20 protein-coding genes and 1 pseudogene are annotated in these 24472 nt (G+C 30.8%); 6 read left to right on the top strand and 15 right to left on the bottom strand.

The features are described 5' to 3' along the window. Positions 1 to 82: 82 nt before the first annotated feature. Positions 83 to 1606, bottom strand: coding sequence for an AAA family ATPase (locus tag FBF02_RS03200; protein ID WP_002858575.1), 1524 nt, complete (start codon positions 1604 to 1606; stop codon positions 83 to 85). Next, on the bottom strand, positions 1606 to 2466 hold the full coding sequence (locus FBF02_RS03195; RefSeq protein WP_002858573.1) for an NAD(+) kinase: 861 nt from the start codon (positions 2464 to 2466) through the stop codon (positions 1606 to 1608). Before FBF02_RS03195 ends, FBF02_RS03200 begins: the two co-directional genes overlap by 1 nt. Before the next feature lie 90 nt (positions 2467 to 2556). Between FBF02_RS03195 and aspS the strand changes: the two genes are divergently transcribed. From aspS to msrA, 4 genes are read left to right on the top strand one after another with little or no spacing between them, the layout of a single operon-like run. Continuing rightward, a complete protein-coding gene (gene aspS / locus FBF02_RS03190; protein ID WP_002858612.1) occupies positions 2557 to 4308 on the top strand; it encodes an aspartate--tRNA ligase in 1752 nt (583 codons plus the stop codon). Continuing rightward, positions 4305 to 4883 carry an adenylate kinase gene (locus FBF02_RS03185; RefSeq protein WP_002858481.1) on the top strand — a complete coding sequence of 193 codons (579 nt, stop codon included), beginning with the start codon at positions 4305 to 4307 and terminating at the stop codon, positions 4881 to 4883. The genes aspS and FBF02_RS03185 overlap by 4 nt, the downstream gene beginning before the upstream one ends. 9 nt (positions 4884 to 4892) lie before the next feature. Continuing rightward, complete coding sequence (ppa, locus tag FBF02_RS03180; RefSeq protein WP_002858521.1) at positions 4893 to 5411, top strand: inorganic diphosphatase; 519 nt, start codon at positions 4893 to 4895, stop codon at positions 5409 to 5411. Between the two features lie 40 nt (positions 5412 to 5451). After that, entirely contained in the window at positions 5452 to 5949 is a 498-nt protein-coding gene (gene msrA / locus FBF02_RS03175) for a peptide-methionine (S)-S-oxide reductase MsrA (protein ID WP_002858555.1), read from the top strand. A gap of 175 nt (positions 5950 to 6124) precedes the next feature. On the opposite strand, the gene FBF02_RS03170 is transcribed toward msrA, so the two are convergent. The 5 genes from FBF02_RS03170 to ilvC are packed head-to-tail and all read right to left on the bottom strand — an operon-like array spanning position 6125 to position 10244. Continuing rightward, positions 6125 to 6964: an RsmB/NOP family class I SAM-dependent RNA methyltransferase gene (locus FBF02_RS03170; protein ID WP_010891872.1), complete on the bottom strand. Its 840-nt coding sequence runs from the start codon at positions 6962 to 6964 to the stop codon at positions 6125 to 6127. A 28-nt stretch (positions 6965 to 6992) separates the two neighbouring features. After that, on the bottom strand, positions 6993 to 7376 hold the full coding sequence (gene ruvX / locus FBF02_RS03165; RefSeq protein ID WP_002858579.1) for a Holliday junction resolvase RuvX: 384 nt from the start codon (positions 7374 to 7376) through the stop codon (positions 6993 to 6995). Then, complete coding sequence (locus FBF02_RS03160; protein WP_002858613.1) at positions 7373 to 8146, bottom strand: DNA-processing protein DprA; 774 nt, start codon at positions 8144 to 8146, stop codon at positions 7373 to 7375. The genes ruvX and FBF02_RS03160 overlap by 4 nt, the downstream gene beginning before the upstream one ends. Next, positions 8136 to 9218, bottom strand: a complete 1083-nt coding sequence (locus FBF02_RS03155) for a divergent polysaccharide deacetylase family protein (protein ID WP_002858589.1) — start codon at positions 9216 to 9218, stop codon at positions 8136 to 8138. The genes FBF02_RS03160 and FBF02_RS03155 overlap by 11 nt, the downstream gene beginning before the upstream one ends. Before the next feature lie 3 nt (positions 9219 to 9221). After that, positions 9222 to 10244 (bottom strand): ketol-acid reductoisomerase, encoded by a 1023-nt coding sequence (ilvC, locus tag FBF02_RS03150; protein WP_002858483.1) that lies wholly within the window; start codon positions 10242 to 10244, stop codon positions 9222 to 9224. Positions 10245 to 10362: 118 nt separating this feature from the next. On the opposite strand from ilvC, the gene FBF02_RS03145 reads away from it, so the two are divergent. Next, a complete protein-coding gene (locus FBF02_RS03145; RefSeq protein WP_002858479.1) occupies positions 10363 to 12297 on the top strand; it encodes a ribonuclease R family protein in 1935 nt (644 codons plus the stop codon). Next, entirely contained in the window at positions 12290 to 13255 is a 966-nt protein-coding gene (gene holA, locus FBF02_RS03140; protein ID WP_002858558.1) for a DNA polymerase III subunit delta, read from the top strand. Before FBF02_RS03145 ends, holA begins: the two co-directional genes overlap by 8 nt. Positions 13256 to 13485: 230 nt before the next feature. On the opposite strand, the pseudogene FBF02_RS03135 reads toward holA, so the two are convergent. From FBF02_RS03135 to FBF02_RS03095, 8 genes and pseudogenes are all read right to left on the bottom strand, one after another. Continuing rightward, positions 13486 to 16925 (bottom strand): annotated as a pseudogene (locus FBF02_RS03135) (hypothetical protein). 359 nt (positions 16926 to 17284) lie between these two features. Continuing rightward, on the bottom strand, positions 17285 to 17629 hold the full coding sequence (hypA, locus tag FBF02_RS03125; RefSeq protein WP_002826529.1) for a hydrogenase maturation nickel metallochaperone HypA: 345 nt from the start codon (positions 17627 to 17629) through the stop codon (positions 17285 to 17287). Beyond that, complete coding sequence (gene hypE / locus FBF02_RS03120; protein WP_002776344.1) at positions 17629 to 18603, bottom strand: hydrogenase expression/formation protein HypE; 975 nt, start codon at positions 18601 to 18603, stop codon at positions 17629 to 17631. Before hypE ends, hypA begins: the two co-directional genes overlap by 1 nt. Continuing rightward, a complete protein-coding gene (hypD, locus tag FBF02_RS03115) occupies positions 18600 to 19691 on the bottom strand; it encodes a hydrogenase formation protein HypD (protein ID WP_002776343.1) in 1092 nt (363 codons plus the stop codon). Before hypD ends, hypE begins: the two co-directional genes overlap by 4 nt. Continuing rightward, entirely contained in the window at positions 19675 to 19956 is a 282-nt protein-coding gene (locus FBF02_RS03110) for a HypC/HybG/HupF family hydrogenase formation chaperone (RefSeq protein WP_002776342.1), read from the bottom strand. Before FBF02_RS03110 ends, hypD begins: the two co-directional genes overlap by 17 nt. Then, the gene (hypB, locus tag FBF02_RS03105) at positions 19956 to 20699 is read right to left on the bottom strand and encodes a hydrogenase nickel incorporation protein HypB (RefSeq protein ID WP_002776330.1); all 744 of its coding nucleotides are present in this window, start codon (positions 20697 to 20699) and stop codon (positions 19956 to 19958) included. The genes FBF02_RS03110 and hypB overlap by 1 nt, the downstream gene beginning before the upstream one ends. Positions 20700 to 20776: 77 nt before the next feature. Then, on the bottom strand, positions 20777 to 22966 hold the full coding sequence (hypF, locus tag FBF02_RS03100) for a carbamoyltransferase HypF (protein ID WP_002858601.1): 2190 nt from the start codon (positions 22964 to 22966) through the stop codon (positions 20777 to 20779). Further along, a complete protein-coding gene (locus FBF02_RS03095; RefSeq protein WP_002826526.1) occupies positions 22947 to 24467 on the bottom strand; it encodes a hypothetical protein in 1521 nt (506 codons plus the stop codon). Before FBF02_RS03095 ends, hypF begins: the two co-directional genes overlap by 20 nt. Positions 24468 to 24472: the final 5 nt, after the last annotated feature.

The following is a 24472-nucleotide window of genomic DNA, read 5'->3' as shown; positions in this document are numbered from 1 at the left end:
TAAAATTTTTTATTATATTTGTTTCAAAAGAAAGGAAATTTTTATAGTTATATATTTTAACATAGCAAAATAAAAAATCCGCTTAATTCTTAAATAAGGTCTTAGCAAATTCGATCGCTTCATCACTAACAAGCTCTCCACTTACCATCCTAGCAAGTTCTTTAATTCTTTCTTCTTGATCAAGCTTTTTTACCTTACTTTCTTCACCATTTTTTTCAACTAAAAAATGATTATGTGCCTTAGAGGAAAGTTGAGGCAAATGAGAAATAGCAAAAATTTGATAAAACTTAGAAAGTTCCTCTAAAACCTTAGCTATACTCATAGCCTCTTTTCCACTTAAATTTGCATCAATTTCATCTAAAAATAATATCCCTTTGCCTGCATTTAAAATATTACATTCTGTGGCTATAAAAGCAAGTCTTAAGCGATTTAATTCACCCGAACTTAAATTTTTTAAATGAGCTAAATTAATATCTAGCATTATCTCATCTTTGCCTAAAATTGAAATTTTTTCATTTTCTTTAAGCGTCAAACTTGCATCTTTCATATAAAGATCTTTAAGATAATTATTTAAACATTTTTCTAATTTTTTAAGGTTTTTCTTTCTTGTTTGAGTTAAAATTTGTGCTTTTTCTTCTAATTTTTGTTTTAATTCTTGAAATTTTTTTTCAAGTTCTTTTTTTTCAAAACTTAAATTTTCATAATGCTCTAGCTCATATTTTTTTTGTTTTAAAACTTCTAAAGCATTTTCTATGCTTTCATAACGCTTGATAAGATAGGATAAATTTTCAATGCGATCTAAAAGCGCCTCCACATCAAAATCCAAATCTTCCATTTTTTGATTTTCGCAAATCACACGCAATTCATTTAAACATTCACTAAAAAAACTCGCATCAACTTCGCTTAAATTTAAAGCTTCAATAACAACTTTTTCAAGCTCAAAAATACGCTCTGCCTTACTCCAAGCTTCTTCTAATTTATCTTTTTTAGAAAGCTTTTTTTTAAGTATTAAAAGCTCTTCATACTCACCTATTTTAGGATTAATGCTTGAAATTTTTTCAATTTGTGCTCTAGCTAGTTCTTTTAATTCTTCTACTTTTTTTTCTTCTTCTAAAATTGCATTAAGCTCATTAGAAATTTGACTATAAGCATTAAAATCTTTTTTAAAATCTTCTAAAAAGGAAATAAAATTTGTATTTTCTTGCATTTCTAAGGCATCTAAGAGATTTAAAAATTTTTCATTTCCAAATTCGTTATTTTCCTTTGCGCTTAAATACTTAATAAAAGTTTTACTTAAATTTTGCAAACTTTTTTTCGCTATGCTTTGATTGTTAATAAAATATTTTGTGTTTTTTTCTTTTAAGAGCTTAAAAACATTCTCCTCTTCACTTTCTATACCAAAACTTTCTAAATCCAACTTATCATCTACTTCTATTTCGACAATTTTAGCCTCACTTTCACTCAAAGAAAATGCGGATAAAATTCCTTTAAACAAGACCGATTTTCCAGCTCCACTTAGGCCTGTAAAAACGGTAAGCCCTTTAGAAATTTCAAGCTCAGCCTTTTTAAAACCAAGATTTTCTTTCATAAAAATTCTATTTATCATCAATTTCCCCAGTGTAATTTTTCTTTTAAAATTTGAAAATAATCCCTATTTTTTGGATGAATTAAAGCCACATTTTTATCACTTAAACCCACTTTTATACTTTTAAAATCATTCATTTTATAATTTTCTTGCCCATCAATGCAAAGCATGCAATCCTTTGCCATAATCTCTATTTCAAAACCTTTTGGCAAGACAATAGGGCGTTGTGTTAAAGAATGAGAACAAACAGGAGTTAAGATAAAAGCTTGAGCTAAAGTATAAACTATGGGTCCATTTGCACTTAAATTATAAGCTGTTGAACCCGCAGGAGTTGCAACAATAAGCCCATCTCCAAAATATTCATTAAATTTCTTTTCTTTTCTAAAAACTTCTATATGAGCCATAGAAGCTTGATTGTTTTTACTGATAACCACATCATTAAAAGCCAATTTTTCTAAAATTTTTCCTTGCCTATCTTCTAAAAAAATACTTAACAAATAAGGCTTTTCTATTCTAAATTCTCCTTGAAAAAAAGCTTGAAAAAAATTTTCAGCTTCATCAACTTTAAAATCTGTTAAAAAACCTAAATGTCCAGCATGAATTCCTAAAACTGCTTTATCATATTCACAAGCTTTACGGCATAAAGAAATCAAAGTTCCATCTCCACCTAAAGAAATAACAAAATCGGATATTTTAAACAAATCATCCAATCCATACTTTGGCAAATCTAAAATTTCAGAACTTTCTTTAAGCAATACAAGTTCAACTTTATATATAGATAAAATCGATTGAAGTTTTAAAATTTCCTTATCTAAACTCACATTGGGTCGCGTAACAAGTCCAATTTTTTTAATATTTTTATAATCTATTTTATTTTGCATAAAAAATTATATCAAATCTTAGCAAAGCAAAAGAATAAAAATACTATAATTTTGCTCATTATCTTAAAAAATCTTTTTCAAGGAATAAATTTGCGAAGTCATTATAATACAGACTTGGGAATTTCCCATGTTGGTCAAAGCGTTAAACTTTGCGGTTGGGTAAATAGCTACCGCGATCATGGTGGAGTTATTTTTATAGATTTAAGAGATAGAAGCGGTATTATCCAACTTGTTTGCGATCCAAATGATAGTAAAGAAGCTCATGAAATCGCTTCCAATGCAAGAAATGAATTTGTACTTATTACAGAAGGTACTATTCGTCCGCGTGGCGAAGGACTTGTAAATCCTAAGTTAAAAACAGGAGAAATCGAAGTAGTTGTTTCTAAACTTACCATAGAAAATGAAAGTGCCGTACCTCCTTTTGCTATCGCTGATGAAAGTGTAAATGAAGAATTACGCTTAAAATATCGCTTTTTAGATTTAAGAAATCCTAAACTTTATGAAAATTTTGCCTTGCGTTCTAAAGCTTGTATAGCAGCTAGAAATTCTTTGGCAAATATGGGATTTTTAGAAGTTGAAACCCCTATTCTTACCAAAGCTACTCCCGAAGGCGCAAGAGATTATCTCGTGCCTTCTCGTGTGCATCAGGGTGAATTTTATGCTCTTCCACAAAGCCCTCAGCTTTTCAAACAACTTTTAATGTGTAGCGGTTTTGATCGTTATTTTCAAATTGCAAAATGTTTTAGAGATGAAGATTTAAGAGCTGATCGCCAACCTGAATTCACACAAATTGATGTTGAAATGAGCTTTTGCGAACAAAAAGATGTGATCAAGGTAGCTGAAACTTTTTTAAAAGATATTTTCAAAGCTTGCGGCAAAGAAATTCAAACCCCTTTTAGACAAATGCAATACAAAGACGCTATGGAAAATTATGGCTCTGATAAGCCGGATTTAAGATTTGATCTTAAATTTATTGATGTGATTGATATTTTTGCTAAGTCAAATAATGAAATTTTTGCAAATATTGCCAAAGATACAAAGAAAAATCGCATCAAAGCCATACGCGTTCCAAAAGGCGATACTATTTTTTCAAAAAGACAAATGCAAAGATTTGAAGAATTTGTGCGTAAATTTGGCGCCCAAGGCTTAGCTTTCATACAAGTTAAAAAAGATGGGCTTAAAGGTCCACTTTGTAAATTCTTTAGCGAAGAAGATTTAAATGAGCTAAGCAAACGCTGTGAGCTTGAAGTAGGAGATGTGGTATTTTTCGGTGCAGGAGCTAAAAAAACCGTGCTTGATTATATGGGAAGATTTAGAATTTTCTTAGCCAACGAGTTAAAACTTATAGATCCAAATGCCTTGGAATTCTTATGGGTTGTTGATTTTCCTATGTTTGAGCAAAATGATGACGGAAGTTATTCTGCGATGCACCATCCTTTTACCATGCCAAAAAATATTGATGAGACTGATTTAGAAGAAATTTCATCTATTGCTTATGATGTAGTGTTAAATGGCGTTGAGCTAGGTGGAGGTAGTATAAGAATCCATAAAAATGATATTCAACAAAAAGTATTTAAACTTTTAAATATCGATGAAGAACAACAAAAAGAAAAATTTGGTTTCTTGCTTGATGCTTTAAGTTTTGGCGCTCCACCACATGGAGGCATCGCTATAGGACTTGATAGACTCATCATGCTAGTTACAGGAGCAAACAGCATAAGAGAGGTTATAGCCTTTCCAAAAACCCAAAGAGCGCAATGCTTAATGACAGATGCGCCATCGCCTGCTAGCAATGAAGCAATGAGAGAATTAGGAATCAAATTAAGGGAGAATATAAAATGAAAGAATTGTTTTTAATCATAGGTGCACCAGGTAGTGGAAAAACTACCGATGCTAGTTTAATCGCACAAGCAGATGCGACAAATATCACACACTATTCAACAGGGGATCTTTTAAGAGCTGAAGTAGCAAGCGGGAGTGAGCTTGGAAAAACTATAGATAGTTTTATCTCCAAAGGCAATCTTGTTCCTTTAGATGTTGTTATAAATACTATAGTTTATGCTCTAAAAGCTGCTCCAACTAAAACTATCATCATCGATGGCTATCCAAGAAGCGTAGAACAAATGATGGAATTTGACAAGGTTTTAAGTGAGCAAAATGAAATTTGTCTTAAAGGTGTCATAGAAGTAAGAGTAAGCGAAGAAGTTGCCAAAGAAAGAGTTTTAGGCAGAAATCGTGGTGCAGATGATAATGAAGAAGTGTTTTATAATAGAATGAAAGTTTATACAGAACCTTTAAATGAAATTTTAGATTTTTATCAAAAGAAAAAACTTCATTTTATTATCGATGGGGAACGCACTATCGAACCTATCGTTGCAGACATGAAAGAACTGATTAAAAAAATTCAAAGTATATAAGGAGAAAAAATGAATTTAAGCAAAATCAAAATCGGAGATATTCCAAATAAAATCAATGCCGTAATCGAAATTCCATACGGCTCAAATATCAAATACGAAATCGATAAAGATAGTGGTGCTATCATGGTAGATCGCGTTATGGCTAGTGCGATATTTTACCCAGCAAACTATGGTTTTATTGCCAATACTTTGGCTGATGATGGTGATCCTGTAGATATTTTAGTGCTTAATGAATATCCTATCCAAGCTGGAGCCGTGATTCCTTGCCGCTTAATCGGTGTTTTAATCATGGAAGATGAAAGCGGAATGGATGAAAAACTTCTTGCGGTTCCAAATTCAAAAATAGATGCAAGATATGACAATATAAAAACTTACACGGATTTACCACAAGCAACTTTAAATAAAATCAAAAATTTCTTTGAAACTTATAAAATTTTAGAACCAAATAAATGGGTTAAAGTGCAAGATTTCAAAGATGAAAAAGCTGCAATTGAAATTTTAGAAAAAGCAATCAAAAACTACAAATAATCCTAGCCCTTCAAAGGGCTAAACTCAAGGAAAACTCGCAATGAAAAATATCGTTTTAGGTGGTGGTTGTTTTTGGTGTGTTGAAGCCGTATTTGAACGCCTAAAAGGTGTAATCAATACTGAAGTTGGATATAGCGGAGGAAAACCAAATCCTAGCTATGAAAGCGTGTGTAATGGTGATGGCAACATAGAAGTTGTCAAAATAAATTACGATGAAAAACAAATCTCTCTTCTTGAAATCTTAACACTCTTTTTTAAAATTCATGATCCAACAAGTATAGATAAACAAGGTGGAGATATTGGTATACAATATCGCTCAATAATCTTTTACGAAAATGAAGAAGATAAAATTTTAGCTCAAAATTTCATCGAAGAACAGCAAAAAATATTTAGCAAAAAAATAGTTACTAAAATTTCAAGATTGCAAACTTATTACAAAGCTGAAAACTATCATCAACATTATTTTATAAATAATCCCGATCAAGGATATTGTCAAGCTGTAATAGCTCCAAAACTGCAAAAAATACAATCAGACTAATTTCATCTTTTTAAGGTTAAAAAAATTTCAACTTTATTCACAGCCTTTTCACGCTGTGATTTTCTTTTCAAAGTACTTAAAAATAGAACTTTAAGCTTTAAAATAAAGAAAAAATTATTTATTGTTTTTTAAGTTTTTTTATGAATTTGTATTTAAATGTGAATAATTTTATCAATTAACATAATTTCCTAAGCTTAGCTATAAAAAATCCATCATAGTCTAAGCTTGGTAAAATCCGTCTGCATTTTGAAATTTCAGCAAATTCTTCACTTTGCCCTGCTTTAGCCTCAACATTTTCCAAATCAATATCTAAAAGCTCTAATTTAAACTCACTTTTTAAAGCATTCTCTATCACTTCTTCATTTTCTTCCTTGGTAAAGGTGCAAGTACTATATACAAGCTCTCCGCCTATTTTTAATGCCTTTAAAGCAGAATGTAGAAGTTTTTTTTGAGTTTTTGCAATATTTTTGATTTCTTTATAACTTTTTTCCAAATCAAAACCTATTTTAGCAAAAGTTGAACAAGGTGCATCAAGTAAGATTTTATCAAATTTTAAAGGGCATAAATTGCCTATATTTTTACCATCTTTCATAAAAACTTTAGCATTCACGCCGTAATTTTTAAGATTTTTTTGCAAAATAAAAAATCTATCCCTACTCATCTCATTGCAAGCTAAATAACCTGTATTTTGCATAAAATTTGCAAGATTGATACTTTTGCCACCCGGAGCTGCACACATATCAAGAACACTTTGCCCTGCTTTGACCTCTAAATTTAAAGCACACAAATAAGAAGAATAATTTTGTATATAAAAGTGCGCCTCATTAAAAGCTTTCATAGAACTTAAGATAGCCTTATCTTTGGCATCAAACAAATAACAATAAACATTGATCTTTTTAAATTTTAAATTTTGTTTTAAAAATTCTTTTTCTAATTCTTCAATGCTAGTTTTTAAAGTATTTGCAAATACACAAACATTTTTTTCTTGAGCAAAAGAAGATAAAATATTTTGCATTTCATCTTTGGTATAAAGTTTTTCTATTCTAGAGAGCAAAATAATCCTTTATCATGATAAAAGCGGATAAAGAGTCTAATTTACCATCTTTTTTGCGTGTATTGGCTACGCCGTATCCTAAAGCTTCTTTGCTTGTTCCGCTTTCATCTACAAAGCAAATTTCTTTATCAAATTCAAGCAAAGAAACAAAATGCTTAATGCGTCTTGTCATTTCTTCTTCACTTGATCCACCCTTAGGAATGCCTACAATGAGTAAAGAAATTTCAAGTATTTTAAGTAAATTTTTGATTTCATTAGCGGCTTGATTGCGATTTTTTCTTAAAACTGCATCTAAAGGCAAAGCGATCTTTTTATCTATGCAAAGCGCTACACCTATGCGTTTTAAACCTACATCTAAAGCCAAAGCTCTCATGCTAAAACCCTTATAAAAAGCCCTTCTATGGAAATTTTTCCCTCAAGTTCATATTCATAAACTTTTTGTCCATAAATTTTTAAAGCCTCATCAACACTCACACCTTTTTTACAAAACTCTAAAAACTCATCTTGATTTATATCTATACTTGCAAACTCACTTACAAATTCTTTAAAATCACAAATTAACTTTGATTTATTTTCCTTTAAAAGAAAATTAGTTCCTGTGCTTTCTTCTAGTCTTTGTGGTAAAACATATAAAGGTTTATTGAGTTCTAAAGCAAGTTTTGCACTCTGCATAGAACCACTTTTTATATCTGCTTGTGCAACCACAACGGCCTTGCTTAAAGCAATAACCAAACGATTTCTTAGTAAAAAGTCATAATTTTTTGGCAAATAATCATCTTCGTATTCACTTAAAGCTAAAGCATTTTCATAAATTTGTTTAATGATTTTTTCATTAGTTCTTGGATAAATTTGATCTAAACCATTGGCAAAAATACCTATAGTATTTGGCATAGCTGCCATACTTGCGGTGATATCCACACCCAAAGCACCGCCACTTACCACGCAAAGATGAGCATTTTTAAGCATACTCGCTAAGGAAAAAACACAATTTTTCGTATAAACACTCATACGCCTTGAACCTATAATAGCGATTTTATCTTGTTTTAATAAAGATAAATTTCCTTTATAGTGTAATTTTTTAGGAGGCTTTTTTAAATCTTTAAAAAGTTCTAAAAATTCATCAGGCAAAATTTCACTTGCCATAAATTTCACTCAAATACACAAGATCAACGCCTTTTAACAAATCCTTACTTTGCTCTAAAGCTTTAAAAGTATTTTTCCTAGGATGTCCTATGGCTATAACAAAACCTTTTTTTTGTGCAAGTTTTACCGCACTTTCAAGTTGTTTTTTAACATAATTAACATCATCTTCATTATCCAAAAACACATCTCTTTGTATATAAGGCATACTGAGTTCTTTAGCGATTTTATTTGCCTTAGAATTTCCTATAGTTTTAGAATCTACAAAAAATATATTTTGATTTTTTAAAGCCTCGTAAAGCTTTCTCATAGCTTCTTCATTGCTTGTAAATAAACTTCCTGTGTGATTATTGATATATCTTAAATCCTTAAAATCTTTTTTAATTTGCTTGATTTTTTTAAAAATTCTTTCTTTGCTATCATTTGGATTTAAAGTATCAATTTCTGGTTTATTGTAATTAATTGCTGCTAAAGGTAAATGCACCATATAAAAATCAAATTTTAAAGCAAGTTTTGGCGTTTCGCTATGGTTTTTATCTGGCGGAAAAAAAGAAGGATTTAACTTTAAATTTAAAGCTTTTAAACCTCTAACCTGACTTGCATTTGCCATATCATCGATAATAATGGCAAGTTTTGGTTTTTTAGAAATTTTATTTAAATGAATATCTTCATTAAAAGTTAAATTTTGATCTTGGGTTAAATTTGTATCTTTTAGAATAAAATTTTGTTCTAAACTCTGATTTTGCTCTAAACTTAAATTCTGCTCCACACTGCTTAAATTTTGCTCATTTAAACTTGTATTTAAATCATCAATTTCTTGAATTTTTTGCTCTAAAATACTTACAGATTTATTATTATCAAACTCATTCTCTTGAAAAATACCAATTTCATAATGATCTTTATTTAATGAAATTAAATCTTCTTGCTTATCAATAAAATAATCCGGCTTAACAGAAGAAACATCTTGGGAATTTTGATATTTTACTAAAATTCCCAAAGCTAAAGCTATGCAAAGTAAAAAAAGTATAGCTATGATTAAATAACGCTGAATTTGAACTAATTTTTTCTTTGACAATGTTTAGTTCTTATCTTTATCTACTAATTTTTTAGCACTGATCCAAGGCATCATAGCACGCAAATTGCGTCCTGTTTTTTCTATCAAAGAATCATTCATATTTTTGCGTTCTGCATGCATTCTAGCAAAACCTGCACGGCGTTCTAAGATAAAATCTTTTGCAAAAACACCATTTTGTATATCTTTTAAAACACCTTTCATCGCTTTTTTAGTCTCTTCAGTGATAATCTTTGGCCCTGTGATGTAATCGCCGTATTCTGCAGTATTTGAAATAGAATAACGCATATCTGCAATACCACCTTGATAAATCAAATCCACAATGAGTTTCATTTCATGCAAACACTCAAAATAAGCCATTTCAGGTTCATAACCTGCTTCAACCAAAGTTTCAAAACCTGCTTGAATCAAAGCACTAAGTCCACCACAAAGCACAGCTTGCTCACCAAAAAGATCTGTTTCTGTTTCGGCTTTAAAGGTTGTTTCTATAATACCTGTACGTCCACCCCCGATCGCACTTGCATAACTTAAGGCTAAATTTTTAGCATTTTTGCTTTCATCTTGATGGATAGCTATTAAACAAGGAGTGCCACCACCTAGAGTAAATTCATTTCTTACTGTATGACCTGGTGCTTTAGGTGCTATCATGATAACATCTACACCTTTTGGAACAACAATTTGACCATAATGGATATTAAAACCGTGTGCAAAAGCTATAGCCTTGCCTTCACTTAAATTTGGTTTTATTTCGACATTAAAAATATCTGCTTGAATTTCATCAGGAGCTAAAATCATAATCACATCCGCTATCTTAGAAGCCTCACTCACACTCACCACTTCAAAACCAGCATTTTTTGCTTTAACAGCACTTACACTACCTTCACGAAGTCCGATAGTTACATTTACGCCATTATCTCTTAAATTCATCGCATGAGCGTGCCCTTGAGAGCCAAAGCCTATAATTGCTACTTTTTTTGATTTGATTAAATTTAAATCACAATCTTTATCATAATATACTGTAATAGCCATATTCACTCCTTAAAAATTCAAAAATTAAAGGTATTATTATAGCAATTAAAGTATAAATTTCATATTTTTTTTATAAACTTTATGTAAGAATTTTACAAAAAATCATAAAGTATCAAAAGTGAAAGAATTTTTAAACAGTCTTAGTTATGGCATTAGCTCTCACGAAGTAAACAATGAATTTAAACAAATTTTCAGAGAACTTTTAACTAATCATATCATTAAAGAACACAAAAACAAATACTATCTTAACAATGGTTTTGCCTTTGGAGTACTTGATATTTCGAGTAAAGGCACAGGTTTTTTACAATGCTTTGATGAAAGTTTCAAAAAAGATCTTTTGATAGAAAACAAAAACCTAAAAGGCGCAAACTATAAAGATATAGTCGCAGTAAAACTTCTACCTTTAAAGAAAAAACGCCCCAGTGCAAAGGTGATTTTGGTTCTAAAAAGAGCCAATGAAACCTCTTTAATGATCACCAAAAGGTATGGCCAAGCCGTGCTTGGAATGAATATCAAAACAGGATTAAGCACTGCCTTAAAAGCTTCTCAAAAATCCTTAAAAGCACTGCCTTTAGGGACAATTTTAAAAATAGAAAATGAAAATAACAATATCATAGAAGTTTTAGGACATATCGATGATGAAAGCGTAGATGAAAAAATCTCCTTAGCTCTTTTTAATAAAAATAACGAATTTAGCGACGCTTGCATCAAAGAAGCTCTAGCAAACGGCGATAGTGTTGATGCGAGTATGTATGAAAATCGCATGGATTTAAGAGCCTTGCCTTTTTGCACCATAGATCCTATACATGCAAAAGATTTTGATGATGCGATTTATTTTGACACTCAAAAACGAGAAATTTATGTAGCTATTGCTGATGTTAGCGAATATGTTTATGCTTATAGTGCTATAGATAAAGAAGCAAGAAATCGTGGATTTTCTATTTATTTTCCACATATTGCTATACCTATGCTACCTCGTCCTTTAAGTGAAAATATCTGTTCTTTAAAACCTCATTTAGATCGCTTAGCGTATTGTTTTAAAATCACACTCAATCATGAAAATAAAGTCATAAAAGAAGAACTTTTTGAAGGTATTATCAACTCAAAACGCCGTTTTAATTATGATGAAGTTGATGAAATTTTAATACAAAAACCTGATTTAAAAGAGCTTTCATGGCTTTATGAGCTTTTTGAAATCACAAAAAATTTACGCAAAATGCGTCTTAAAAATGCCTTTGAATTTCGCACCGAAGAATTAAGAATGAATTTAGATGAAAATTTAAGTCTAAAAAGTACAGTTTTTGAAAAAGACACGCCTTCGCATAATTTGATCGAAGATTGTATGCTTTTAGCCAATAAAGCCGCAGCAAAACTCATAGATATAGGTGTTTTTAGAAATCACTTAAGTGCTGATGTAAGAAAAATCGATAAGCTTTTAAATGAATTACGCGAATTAGGCATCGATGTAAATTTTAAGCCCAATCTTCCTGAGCTCATACGCGACATACAAGCTTTAGCTGATGAGTTAAATTTAAGAGCAGAAGTAGATAAACTCATCATCAAAGCACAAAAAAAAGCGGAATATTCTAGCGTCAATGCGGGACATTTTGGCTTAGGTTTTGATAAATACTCACATTTTACAAGCCCTATAAGAAGGTATTCTGATCTTATTTTGCACAGACTTTTAAAAGCCAAGCAAAAAAACGATGAAAAACTTTTTAATTATCTACTTTTAAACATAGAAAGCACTTGTGAGAATCTTAGCACACTTGAAAGAGAGGCGGATAAGGTTGCTTTTGATTTTATGGATAGAAAATTTGCTAGATGGGCAGCTAAAAATATAGGCAAAAAATTTAAAGCTTTAGTTGTCCAAAATGATGGAGTTTGCATAGCCAAACTAGATGATGAAATCAAAGGAGCGGATATAATCCTTTATGATACGCGTGTAAATTTGCTAGAAAATGTTGAAGTACAAATCATGGAAGCGGATATAGTTATGGCAAAAATTTATGCTAAAATCACCCAAAGACTTATAAAGGAAGAAAATGTATAGAAAAGAGCTTCAAACCCTACTTTCTAAAGATTCAATACCTAATTTTTTCTTTCTTTATGGAGCAGATAATTTTCAAAGCGAACTTTATGCTGAATTTATAAAAGAAAAATATAAGCCCGATGAAACTTTAAAACTTTTTTTTGAAGAATACAACTTCACTCGTGCGAGTGATTTTTTAAGTGCAGGATCGCTTTTTAGCGAAAAAAAATTACTAGAAATCAAAACTTCTAAAAAAATTCCAACAAAAGATCTTAAAATTTTAGTCGAACTTTGTAAAAACAATACGGACAATTTCTTTCTTTTAGAGCTTTATGATGAAAGTTCTAAACAAAGCGATATAGAAAAAATTTTCTCTCCTCATTTTGTAAGATTTTTTAAAGCTAACGGAGCTAAAGAAGGCGTGGAGCTTTTAAGCATAAAAGCAAAACAACTAGGGGTTGAAATCACTCAAAATGCTTTATTTACTCTTTTTACAAGTTTTGATGAAAACTTATATCTTGCTGCGAGTGAGCTTAATAAATTTAGTGGTTTAAGAGTAGATGAAAAAACCATAGAACAATACTGCTATAGTTTGAATACAGGAAGTTTTGAAAGCTTTTTTGATAAAATTTTAAAGAAACAAGACTTTAAAAGCGAACTTGAAAAAATTTTAGATAATTTTAATGAAATTGCTTTAATCAACTCTTTGTATAATTCTTTTTATCGTTTGTTTAAAATCGCACTTTATGCTAAAGTCAATGGTAAAATTGATTTTAAAGATCTTTTAGGCTATACTCCACCTCCTCAAGTGGGACAAAATTTAAGCTCTCAAGCCTTTAGTTTAAAAATCGAACAATATAAAGAAATTTTCACTCTTTTGCTTAAATGCGAATACGAGCTTAAAACCAATTCTAAGCTCGTAAAAAAAGAATTTTTAATTTCAAATTTGCTTAAACTTGCAAGGATTTTAAAAAGTTAATTTTTACTCTTCAATCCTCTTCACTTCTTTTAATCGTATTAAAATAATTTAAAATGATTGTATTATTAATCTTAACTGAGTTTTTAAAATACTTTAAAAGAATGATTGCAATCTAAAAAGAGTTTAATAACCTTAAAAACATCCATCCTAATAATTTTAAAATTATCAGGATGAAATTTTTAACAAGTAGGAGAGTAAACTAATTAAACTAAGTATTATCTTTTATAAGATTACCAAAGATAATTAAACTGAGCAAATCCTGTATGGGTATTGCCATCTTTATCAAACATTCCATTATAGCTTAAACTAAAATAGAAAGCTTCATTAACAGGAACGATAAAAGAAGTGCTTACAAATTTTTGTACTCTTGGTAAATCAAACTCATCACTTACTTTTATATTACCAAATCTAGCCTCAGCTTCTACTTTAGGATTGATATTAAACTTAGCTCCAAGTTCTACTGAAGTTTTTAAATTAGGCAACCAATCTCTAAACCAAGTAAGACTTGTTTTAGTAGAGAAAAGATTTAAATAGTTTGCATAGGTTCTTTCTCCACCTTTAACTGTTGCTTGTCCTATGGTGTCTTTCATAGAAAAAGCTTCAGTATAACCTCCTTCATAAGCAAGACCTATTTCAGGAGAGAATATATCTTTATTAGAAATAAAATTCATACCTAAGGCTGTATTGACTCCATAAGCATAAGAATTAGGTTCAGCTTTAGCTTCATTATTTCCTATTTTTTTAGTTAAATCATTTTTAATCAAAGCAGCTTTACCTTGAGCTTTGATATAAACTTCTTGACCTTTTTCTGTAGTAAATAAGGTATTAAAGTATTTTAAACCTGCATAATAGGTTCTATTATTAATATCAAAATAAGTTGAACCCATTTTTCTATCTTCATAACCTGCATACACACCATATATTCCACTGTCTTTTAAAGTAGAATAACCTATAATGGTTCCTTTAGCGTGTCCTTTACTTTCTTCATTTAAAGAAAGTTCAACATTCTGTGAAGAAGTATAAGGAAGGATGAATAAAGAATGTTCTTTATTAGAACCATAGCTTCCATTATTTAAATCACTCTTTATATAATCACTTGCATCTGCATATAAATTACCCTTTTCAGACATAGCAATGCTTTGAGATTTACTTGAAGAAGCTAAAGCAAAGCTTTGCATAGAATTACCCATAACATTATCTATAAAGGTTGATCTTCTTGAAGTAGTAGAGATTAAAGATCTAAAGGTTGCACCTGATATGGAAGCATTAAGATTAAAATCTGTAGTAAGCTTTCCTGTTATTGGATCAAAGCTTAAAGATATTTCTCCACCTCCATTGGTTCCTATATTGCCAATATTGCCTTGATTAACACCTGAGATGATATGATTGATATTGTCTAATTCATCAAGATCAACATTGCTTTGATCTACGGTGATGTTTTCTACTTTTACATTATCTTTACCACTTCCACCTATAACCACAGTGTTTAATTTACCTGTGTTTTTATCTGTAGAAACAAGCCAATCTTTGATTCCAACACTACCACTACCATTGTTAGTTACTGTATTACCATTTTCATCTTTACCTACTGAGCCTTGATTGGAGATTTCAACTTGTGCTGATCCTGAAACAGTGATGCCGTTATTTATGGTTGAGCCCTGTGAATTGGAAATACTAGTGCTTCCACTTCCTGAAGAACTAATACCGCCACTAATAGTTCCACCATTACTATTGCTAATCACCATATCAGCACTACCTGTACTTTCAATCTTACCACCGATATTACCTGAATTAGAAATTTCAAGTTTATTATCACTATTGTTAGTAATAGAACCACTTATACCTGTAGATGATGTAGAAGTGTTAGTGATAGAATCAAGTTTACTATTTTTATCTACAGTAATTGAACCAGAAATAGCTCCATTACCCTCATTGGTAATGGAATCAATACTACTACCACCACTTACTTGAACACTTCCTGAGATACTTCCATTACCTTGATTAACAAGACCACCTTCTACCTTAGCTCCACCTTCTATCTTGATATCACTACCTATAGAAGCATTACCTGTATTGATTATATTTCCTTCAAGTTTAGTGTTTTTCCCACTAACAGTAATACCACCTGTTATACTTCCTGAGCCAGAGTTAGCTATGGCTCGATTCGAAGTAGCTGTAACAGTTGCTCCATCTTTTATGGTTATAGAGCCTTCTATTTTTCCACTTCGATTCAATATACCAACACCTCTTCCACCTTCTACCCTAGAACCTTCGCCAGATAAAATCATTTCTCCACTTAAAGAGGCCGAGTTTATCAATCTTATACCATCGATCTTACCTTTTATAATGCCGCCATTTTTAAGTTCTATTTTTTGAGTTTGTGAGTTATTCTCTAATAAAATTCCATGTTCCTCACTATAAATTCCACTTACTGTGCCATTATTTGAACGTCCATCTATATATAAATCTCCTAGAGTTTGCGATCGACCCACTCCTATTGCCGTGTATTTTGCATAAACTTGACCTCCATCTTTTATAGTAAGTGTTCCAAATTTACCACCAGTTACAGATATTCCAAAAGCATTAGAACGGATAGATCCTGTGTTGATGATATTTTCTATGGTACTGTTATTTTGGAGTTTTATACCAGCAGCCCAAGTTGCCGAATTGTTTTGATTAATGGTACCGCTATTTATAAGAGTTTTAACAAGACCTCCGCTCATGTAAATACCAATACTTTCACCCTTCATAGTGCCTTCATTGATCAATGATTCTATAGTTCCACCTGATGATCTTATAGGTGCACTAAATCCTTGTATGGTTCCCGTATTTTTTAATGTTTTTACATTAGCATTTATCTGTATTCCATCGCTCCAATGCACGCCCTTTACAGTTGTAGTAATTAAACCGCTATTGACGAAGGTATTTATTGTTGAACGAACATTTACACCCATTCTCTTGCCTTCAATAGTTCCGGTATTGTTAAAATTCTCTATACTTGTTCCTTGAGATATATTTACTCCTGTGCCTTGTTTACTCTTAATAGTCTCACTATTAGCAAAACTTGATATATTGGCGTTACCAAAATAAATACTTTCACCAGCATTAGAGTGAATAGTTCCACTATTACTAAAATTACTGATTATAGATTTAGAGCTATCTTTACCCCCCCCCAAACTGTTACTCCAAATTTAGAAGAATCATTACCTATGATACCTTGATTATCAAAGGTTTCTATGGTAACACCGTTATTTGTATTTGCTCCTAGTTGAACACTAGCAGTATTATTTCCACCTATAAGAGTTCCTTTATTTAAAAAGGTAGAAGTTGAAGAATTTGGTTGAAAGTTTACTGCTTGTTGCCCACCATTAGAAATAGTAATAGTTCCACTACTTTCTATAACTAGAGTATTGCCGGTGCCACTTATAGTTTTAGTTGAAGTTTGTAAATTATTTATAGTCTCATTATTCGAATTTCTAGATTGAAGACCTGACCTAGCTTTAGCATGTCTATTTGTCTCTTCGTAAGTTTTTATTTCAGGAGTAAGTGTAGCATGAGTACAACTTGCCAAAAAAGAAATAGTAGCTAAAGATAAAACTATCTTTTTAGAATTTAAACAGGAATTTTGTATATCTTTTGTGTATGTTTTAGTTAATGCAGTTTTATTCATAAATATTCCCTTTCCTTTTATATTTATATTTTCTTGTTTATATTTAAAAATAATATAAAACTATAATAAGAAAATAGTGAAAACGATATAATAATTATACTTAAATTATTATTAAAATTTTGGTTTAAATTTTTAGTTTAAATTAAAATATCTTAATAAGAATAAATTTGTATGAAATATTATCAATATTTTTATAATATTTTTAAATTTTATTTAAAATAAATTTAAAAATATATTTTTTTTAGTTTTTGCATTTTTAGATAAAATTTCAAAATTTATGATTTTTTAGCTTGGTTATTAAATATTAAAATAATAATATCGATAAAATATTTACTATTGTAACAAAAACGCCAAATATATTATTTCATCACAAGTCGCATAAGATGTAAGTCCTCACCTTGTATGATTTTATATTCTATACTTTGACATTTAGGACACTTAAAAACATTTTCTTCTAAAATACTTGTTTGATCGCATTTTAAGCATAAAATTTCAAGCGGAGCAAGCTCTATAAAAAGTTTAGCATTTTTGCAAATATTTGAGTTTTCTTTAAAAGTTTCAAAACAACGCTTAAAAAGATCCACTTCTATACCGCTTAAACGCCCGATTTTTACATAAATTTCTTGCACATTACAAGCCTTATTGTTTAAGGCATTTTCTTCGCAAAGTTCGATTAAAGATTCTACTATACTTAATTCGTGCATTAGCAAATTCTTGGTAAAAGTTCGCCTTTAGGACTTTCTAAAAAGCGTTTTGCTCCATAAGCGTTTTGTAAGATCACGCGTGCTTTTTTCTCTTCTAAAACTTCTCCTATAATACTCGCATTTACATTGTATTTTTTTAGAATTTCCAAGGCTTTTAACTCATCTTCTTTTTCCACACAAAGTATAAAAGTGCCTTCATTTGCAAGCTCATACGCTTCGTAACCAAAAAGCTCGCAAAGTCCTAAAACCTCATCTTGAACGATGATTTTTTCTTCAAAGATCAAAAGATCATTTCCACTTTGCTTTGCCCACTCATTTAAAACCGCACTAAGCCCCCCGCGAGTAGCATCTCTCATGGCCACAACCTTTATATCTTTTTCTAAAAGCTCTAAAACCTCTTTATTCAAAGCCTTGCAATCACTTTTAATATCAGCTTCTAGCTCATTTCTTTTGATTAAAACACTAGCTCCATGCCTTCCTATATCGCCTGAAAGAAGTATGCTAAGCCCTGCTTTGATATTTTTACTTTCTTTTTTAGAAATAATTTCACCTAAGGCTGTAGTGTTGATATAAATTTCATCTGCTTTACCCTTAGGAACAACTTTAGTATCGCCACAAACTAACATAACTCCACATTTTTCACATTCTTCTTTAATGCTTTTTAAAATACGTTCTAATTTTTCTAGCTCAAAACCTTCTTCTAAGATAAGCCCTAAGCTTAGATATTTTGGCTTAGCACCCACCATCAAAACATCATTAATAGAACCACAAACACAAAGTTTACCTATATTAACCTCTTCATCTAAAAAAATCGGACTTAAAACAAAAGAATCCGTGCTTAAAGCCAAATTTCCCAAAATCGCTGCATCATTATTTGCGTTTAAAATTTCATTATCAAAGATCTTAAAAAGCTTAGTTAAAAGCTCATTCATCTCTTCTCCACCGCCTCCGTGGGCTAAGGAAATATTTTTCATGCATTCACCTTTGAGTATTTATAATACGCCGCACAAGCACCCTCGCCAGAAACCATACAACTTCCTATAGGACTTCTTGGCGTACAAGCCTTGCCAAAAACTTTACAATCATAAGGCTTGGCCAAACCTCTTAAAATTTGCCCACAAATACAGGCTTTGCTTTCATTTTTACTTTGAACCGTACAATCAAATTTTTTACTCGCATCGTAAGCGCTAAATTCTTCTTTTAACTCCAAGCCTCCATCTTTAATAAGTCCTAAGCCACGGAATTCAAAATCACACACCCTAAAGTATTTTTTTACTAAATTTTGTGCTTTAACATTGCCTTCTTTGCTTACGGCTCTTTTGTATTGATTATACACTTTAAAAGTGCCTTCATTGCTTTGTTTTATGATATTTAACACACTTTCTAAAATATCAACTGGCTCAAAACCACTCACCGCTATAGGGGTTTTAAATTTTGCTGCTAAAGGCTCATAAATACCATAACCTGTTATCACACTCACATGAGAAGGACCTAAAAAAGCATTGATTTTTACATTTTCATCATTCATGATCGCTTCTACAGGTGCTGGAACTGTGATATGATTGATATGAAAAAAGACATTATTTATTTTTTCTTCTATAACCTTTTGAAGAAGTAAAGCACTCATAGGCGTAGTAGTTTCAAAACCTATAGCAAAAAAGATGATATTTTTGTTTAAATTTTGCTTAGCAATTTCCAAAACCTCAAGCGGAGAATAAAGCGCTCTAACATCAGCCCCTTTAGCTCTTAAATCCAGTAAAGAAATTTCACTTCCAGGCACCCTTAAAAGATCCCCTAAAGTACAAAAAATCGTATCTTTCATGGAGGCTAACTTGATAGCTGTATCAATGCGAACTCTTGGCATAACACAAACAGGACATCCTGGCCCATGGATAAAGTTAATTTCCTTTGGCAAAATAGAAGGCAAAGCATATTTCATGATACTATGCGTATGCCCACCGCAAATTTCCATGATATTAATAGGATTTTTAAGTTCTTGTTCTATGAGTTTTTTTAAAGCTAAAATGCTTTCTTTATCTCTAAATTCATCGATGAAATTCATTTAAACCCAAATCTCCTTCATCACTTTTTATCTCTCCACTATTCATTTTTTCTACTATTTCTTGATAGGTTTTAATGCTTTCTAGTGCAGCTTCTTTGTCGATTTTTTCCATAGCAACGCCTACATGGATTAATACATAATCGCCTTGTTTTAAAGGTTCATCAATCAAATCCAAATTAACTTTTCTTTTCACGCCTAAAGTTTGTACTAAAGCATTGTTTAACTCATCGATTTCTAAAATTTCAGAAGGTATAGACAAACACATTAAAAAAGCTCCTTTTTAAGTTTAAGCACCTTATACCAAAGCTCCATATTGGTGCCATTTTTTGCATCAAGGGTGATAATATCTGCTCTAGGATTTAATTCTTTAATCAACCTAGTCGCCTCTTTAATATCGAAATCAAAATGATGAGCTAAATCTGCCTTTGTGATTAAAACTATATCAGCCTTTTTAAACATCACAGGATATTTTTGCGGTTTATCACTTCCTTCAGTTATCGAAAGCAAAACCACATTTAAATGCTCTCCTAAATCATAACTTGCAGGACAAACCAAATTTCCAACATTTTCTATAAAAAGCAAATCCACATCATCAATGGCTAAATGATGCAAAGCCTCATGCACCATAAAAGCGTCCAAATGACAGCTTTGTCCTGTAGTGATTTGATACGCCAAAGCTCCGGCATTTTTTACCCTTAGAGCATCATTATTGGTTTCTAAATCCCCTTCAATCACAGCAATTTTAAGTTCATTTTTCAAAGCCTTAATCGTGCTTTCTAAAAGCGTGGTTTTTCCACTACCTGGAGAACTCATTAAATTAATACAAAGCGTGTTAGCTTCATTAAAATGCGCTCTATTATGCTTAGCTTCTTCATCATTTTTGCTTAAAATTTTAGAAATCACTTCTATGGTTTTACCCTCTTTTAAGCTTGGATTTTCATGATGGTGGTCGTGATGATGACCATGCGTATGGCTTGAATTTATAGAGCAGCCGCAATCTTTACACATTTTCTTTCCTTATATATTTTTTGTTTCATTTTAACCTTAAAAGCATTAAAAAATTATGAGTTTTTAGAATATTTGCTTTATTTTTCTAAATTTAAAAAATGCACCATTTGTCCTAAGGCTATGGAGCTATCATTACAAGGGTACTTTAAAGGTATAAAAAAATCAAAATTTTTAGCTTTTAAAATTTCAAGCAAGGTTTTGTTTTGAAAAACCCCTCCGCTTAAAAGCACTTTTAAATCATAATCTTTGCTAAAATCTATGATAAAATTTGCCAAGGCATTAAACATACCTGTAATCGCCTTAGTTTTTTCATCTTGCAAAGCCCCTAGGATTAAATTTTTAAAATTAACCTGCCCTTTTTCTACAAAAAGCTTATAAGAAAAATCAAGATTTTTATCATAAAAAGCTTCACACATTAAGCCAACTTGAGCTTCATAAGAACTTTTTTCTAAGTTAAAAACAATACTTCCAAAAGCATCGATAATGCGTCCTAAAGAACTTGTTTGTAAGTTAGAATGAGAATAAATTTTTTTAAGATTTTTAAGTTTAATTTTTGGAATTTTTGCTAAAAAATCCTTAGCCTTATCTTCTAAATCATAATGAAAAATAAGACTTAAGGCTAAATTTTGTATATTTTTAATATCACTATTTATAAGAGTGAAATTTTCAAAATGTGCAATTCTTTCATATTCTTTTAAATTTCCTACAAAAACTTCTCCACCCCAAATTTTACCATCTTCGCCATAACCTGTTCCATCACAAATAAAAGCTAAAGCCTTTTCATCTTTTGCAAAATTTTCTTCGTATTCAAAATAAGCCGCACAAAAATGCGCATAATGATGAGAAATTTTAATCCTTTCTTCAAATTCTTTTGCATAGCTAAAATGCGGGTGTTTATCGCACAAAATCGCATCAAATTTCAAATCATAATTTTGTTTAAAAAATTCTAAAAGTTTAAAAAATCTCTCATGCACATCAAGACTTTTCAAATCCCCTATATAAGGAGAAATTAAAAGTTTATTTTCATAAAAAATCACAAATTCATTTTTAAGTTCCGCACCTAAAGCTAAAAAAGTGCCTTTTTTATTAAAATTTCTTTCCAAATAAAAAGGATTTAAACCCCTTGAAGTACGCAAAAACATAGTTTCACCATTTACCACTTGAGCTATGCTGTCATCACTTGCATTGATAATTTCCCTATCATAATCCAAATAAAAATCAAAAACTTTATCAAGTTTTTTACACAAATTAAACTCATCTTTAATAATACTTTCTCCGCTTAAATTTGCACTCGTTGCTACAAGGCTTCCTTTAAAATACTCAAAAAGCAAAAGATGTAAAGGTGTATAAGCTAACATAATGCCGATTTTATCAACATCAGGAGCGATTAAAGAAAAGGCTTTTTTTGCCTTTAAAATCACAATAGGAGCCAAAACCCCACCAAGCAAAGCTTCTTCTTTTTCATCTATAAAGGCAAGTTCTTTAGCACTTTGTAAATCTTTACACATCAAAGCAAAGGGTTTTTTGGGGCGATTTTTTCTAAGTCTTAGAGTTTTTAAAGCTTCTTCATTAAACGCATCACACATGAGATGAAAACCGCCCATGCCTTTAATGGCTAAAATTTTACCTTCCTTTAAAAACTTCGCACTTTGCATAAAAGCTTCTTGATCTTTAGCTAAAATTTCACCCTTTGGATTTTTAAGAAAAACATTGATTTTACACTTAGGACAACTGATGGGCTGGGCATGAAAACGCCTATTTTTAGGATCTTCGTATTCGCTTTTACAAAACTCACACATCAATAATTCTTGCATGGAAGTATGGGCTCTATCATAAGGAAGACTTTTTATAATACTAAAGCGTGGCCCACAATGTGTGCAAGTGATAAAGGGATACAAAAAGCGTGGATTTTTTTCATCAAAAAATTCTTTTTTACACTCCTTACAAAACGCAAAATCGCTTAACATAGGCGTGCTTTTTGTATTCTCTAAAGAAGGAGTGATGCTAAAATTTTCATAGTTTGAAATAGAAATTTGCGTGATTATAAGCTGATCTATTCTTGCTAAAGGCGGGAGATGATTTTTTAAATTTTCTATGAAATTTTCACATTCTTTTTGAGTGCAAGCAAGAATAATTTCTACCCCAAAACCATCATTTCTTACTTCTCCAAAAAGCTTTGATTTCAAAGCTAGTTCATAAACTAAGGGGCGAAAACCCACCCCTTGAACTAGACCTGAAATTTTGATCTTATATCCTAAGTGGCACATCGCTTAACTGACAATTTTTAAGATGTTTTAAAGTATTTTTAAGTAAAGATTTATGTTCAAACAAAGAGCCACTTATAAGCGCTAAGTCACTTTGCTTTTTCTCTCTTAATTCATCATAAGTATCACGCAAGAAATAAGCCAAACTCTCAACCGCTCCATAAGCGATATTAGCACTATCTACACCTGCTAACATAAAACTCATAGCAGATCTTAAAGTTCTTGTATAATCAAAACTTTTATCTTCTTTCAAACGATAATCAATCTTTACTCCACGAGGCATTTTTGACTCATCAGCGATTTTTAAAAGCTCACTAGCACTCTCTTGTAAATTTCTACCCAAATTTAGCACTCTACCCAGCAAGCCAAGCAAGGAATAAAAATTGTTTTGAAGCTCAAAATTTTCATCTAAAAGAGGAAATTCCTTGTTAAAATTTTCTAAAAGCCTTGCACCAATTTCATCTTTTTTAATCTCTTCATAAAGTTCTTTGCTGTGTTTTGGTAAGCAAAGTTTAAGTAAATTAAGCTCTTTATTGATAAGCAAAATATCTTCATAATCCTTACTTAGCTCTAAAATAAAAGCTTTTTCTTTATAACGGCTTACAAGATAAGAAATTCTTGCCATATTTTTATCTTCTTTAGAAAAAATAAGCTCTCTTGCCTTAGCATTGATAAATTCAAAACCCTCTAAAACCACCACTTGCTCATCTAAAGCACTGATATAAAAATCTTTTTGATACTCTTCTATCTTTTTTACGCTTAAAAATTTATACTCATTTTCAAAAAGTTTCAAACCTAAAGCAAAACAAAACAAATCTCTAGCAAGTCTGATTTTAAAATCACTAAAATCAAGATTGTGATTTTTTCTAAACATAGCATTAAGCCTTAGCTTCATCAAAGGTTTTTCTAAACTTGCAAGAAGTTTTAAATTTTCATTTGAACAAACAAAAACTGAATTTATAGCCTTAATATCACAAGGAAGTAAAAAATCTCCTATAAATTCGTTCTTAAACAAAGAAAATTCATAAATGCCATTTTTATCTTTTAAATAAATCTTTTTTTCTTGACTTAACAAATCAAAGGCAAGATTTAAAAAAGTATTGAAATTTTCTTCATTGATTTTTTCAAATTCTGATAAATTGCTTGAAAATTCACACTCACAAAACACGCCCCATTCGTTTTTGTTTAAAAGTTTTTTTTCTTGATAAGCATTAGAATTTAAATGAGTAATATAAGAAAATCTTGAAAATTCTTTATCTTCTGGTATACAAGGGTTAAAACCCTGCCCCGCTTTTACATCAAATTTTTTCAAAAAAACGCTATGACTCATGAAATTCAAAGAATCACAAAAAGTCTTTAAATTTTCTTCATCTGCATCGATAGAAAAATGATAAGTATTTTCTTCTTTACTAAGGATATAATTGTAATTTTTCGCATAAAAACGCAATAAATATTCAAAAATATCATTATCTGCATTATAAATAAAATCAAAATCCAAAGTCATATTAT

Origin of the sequence: Campylobacter sp. CFSAN093226, assembly GCF_012897595.1 — a bacterium.
GTDB classification, from domain to species: domain Bacteria; phylum Campylobacterota; class Campylobacteria; order Campylobacterales; family Campylobacteraceae; genus Campylobacter_D; species Campylobacter_D jejuni.
The sequence above is the reverse complement of the archived record's forward strand: the minus strand, read 5'-3'. Positions and strand labels throughout refer to the sequence as shown.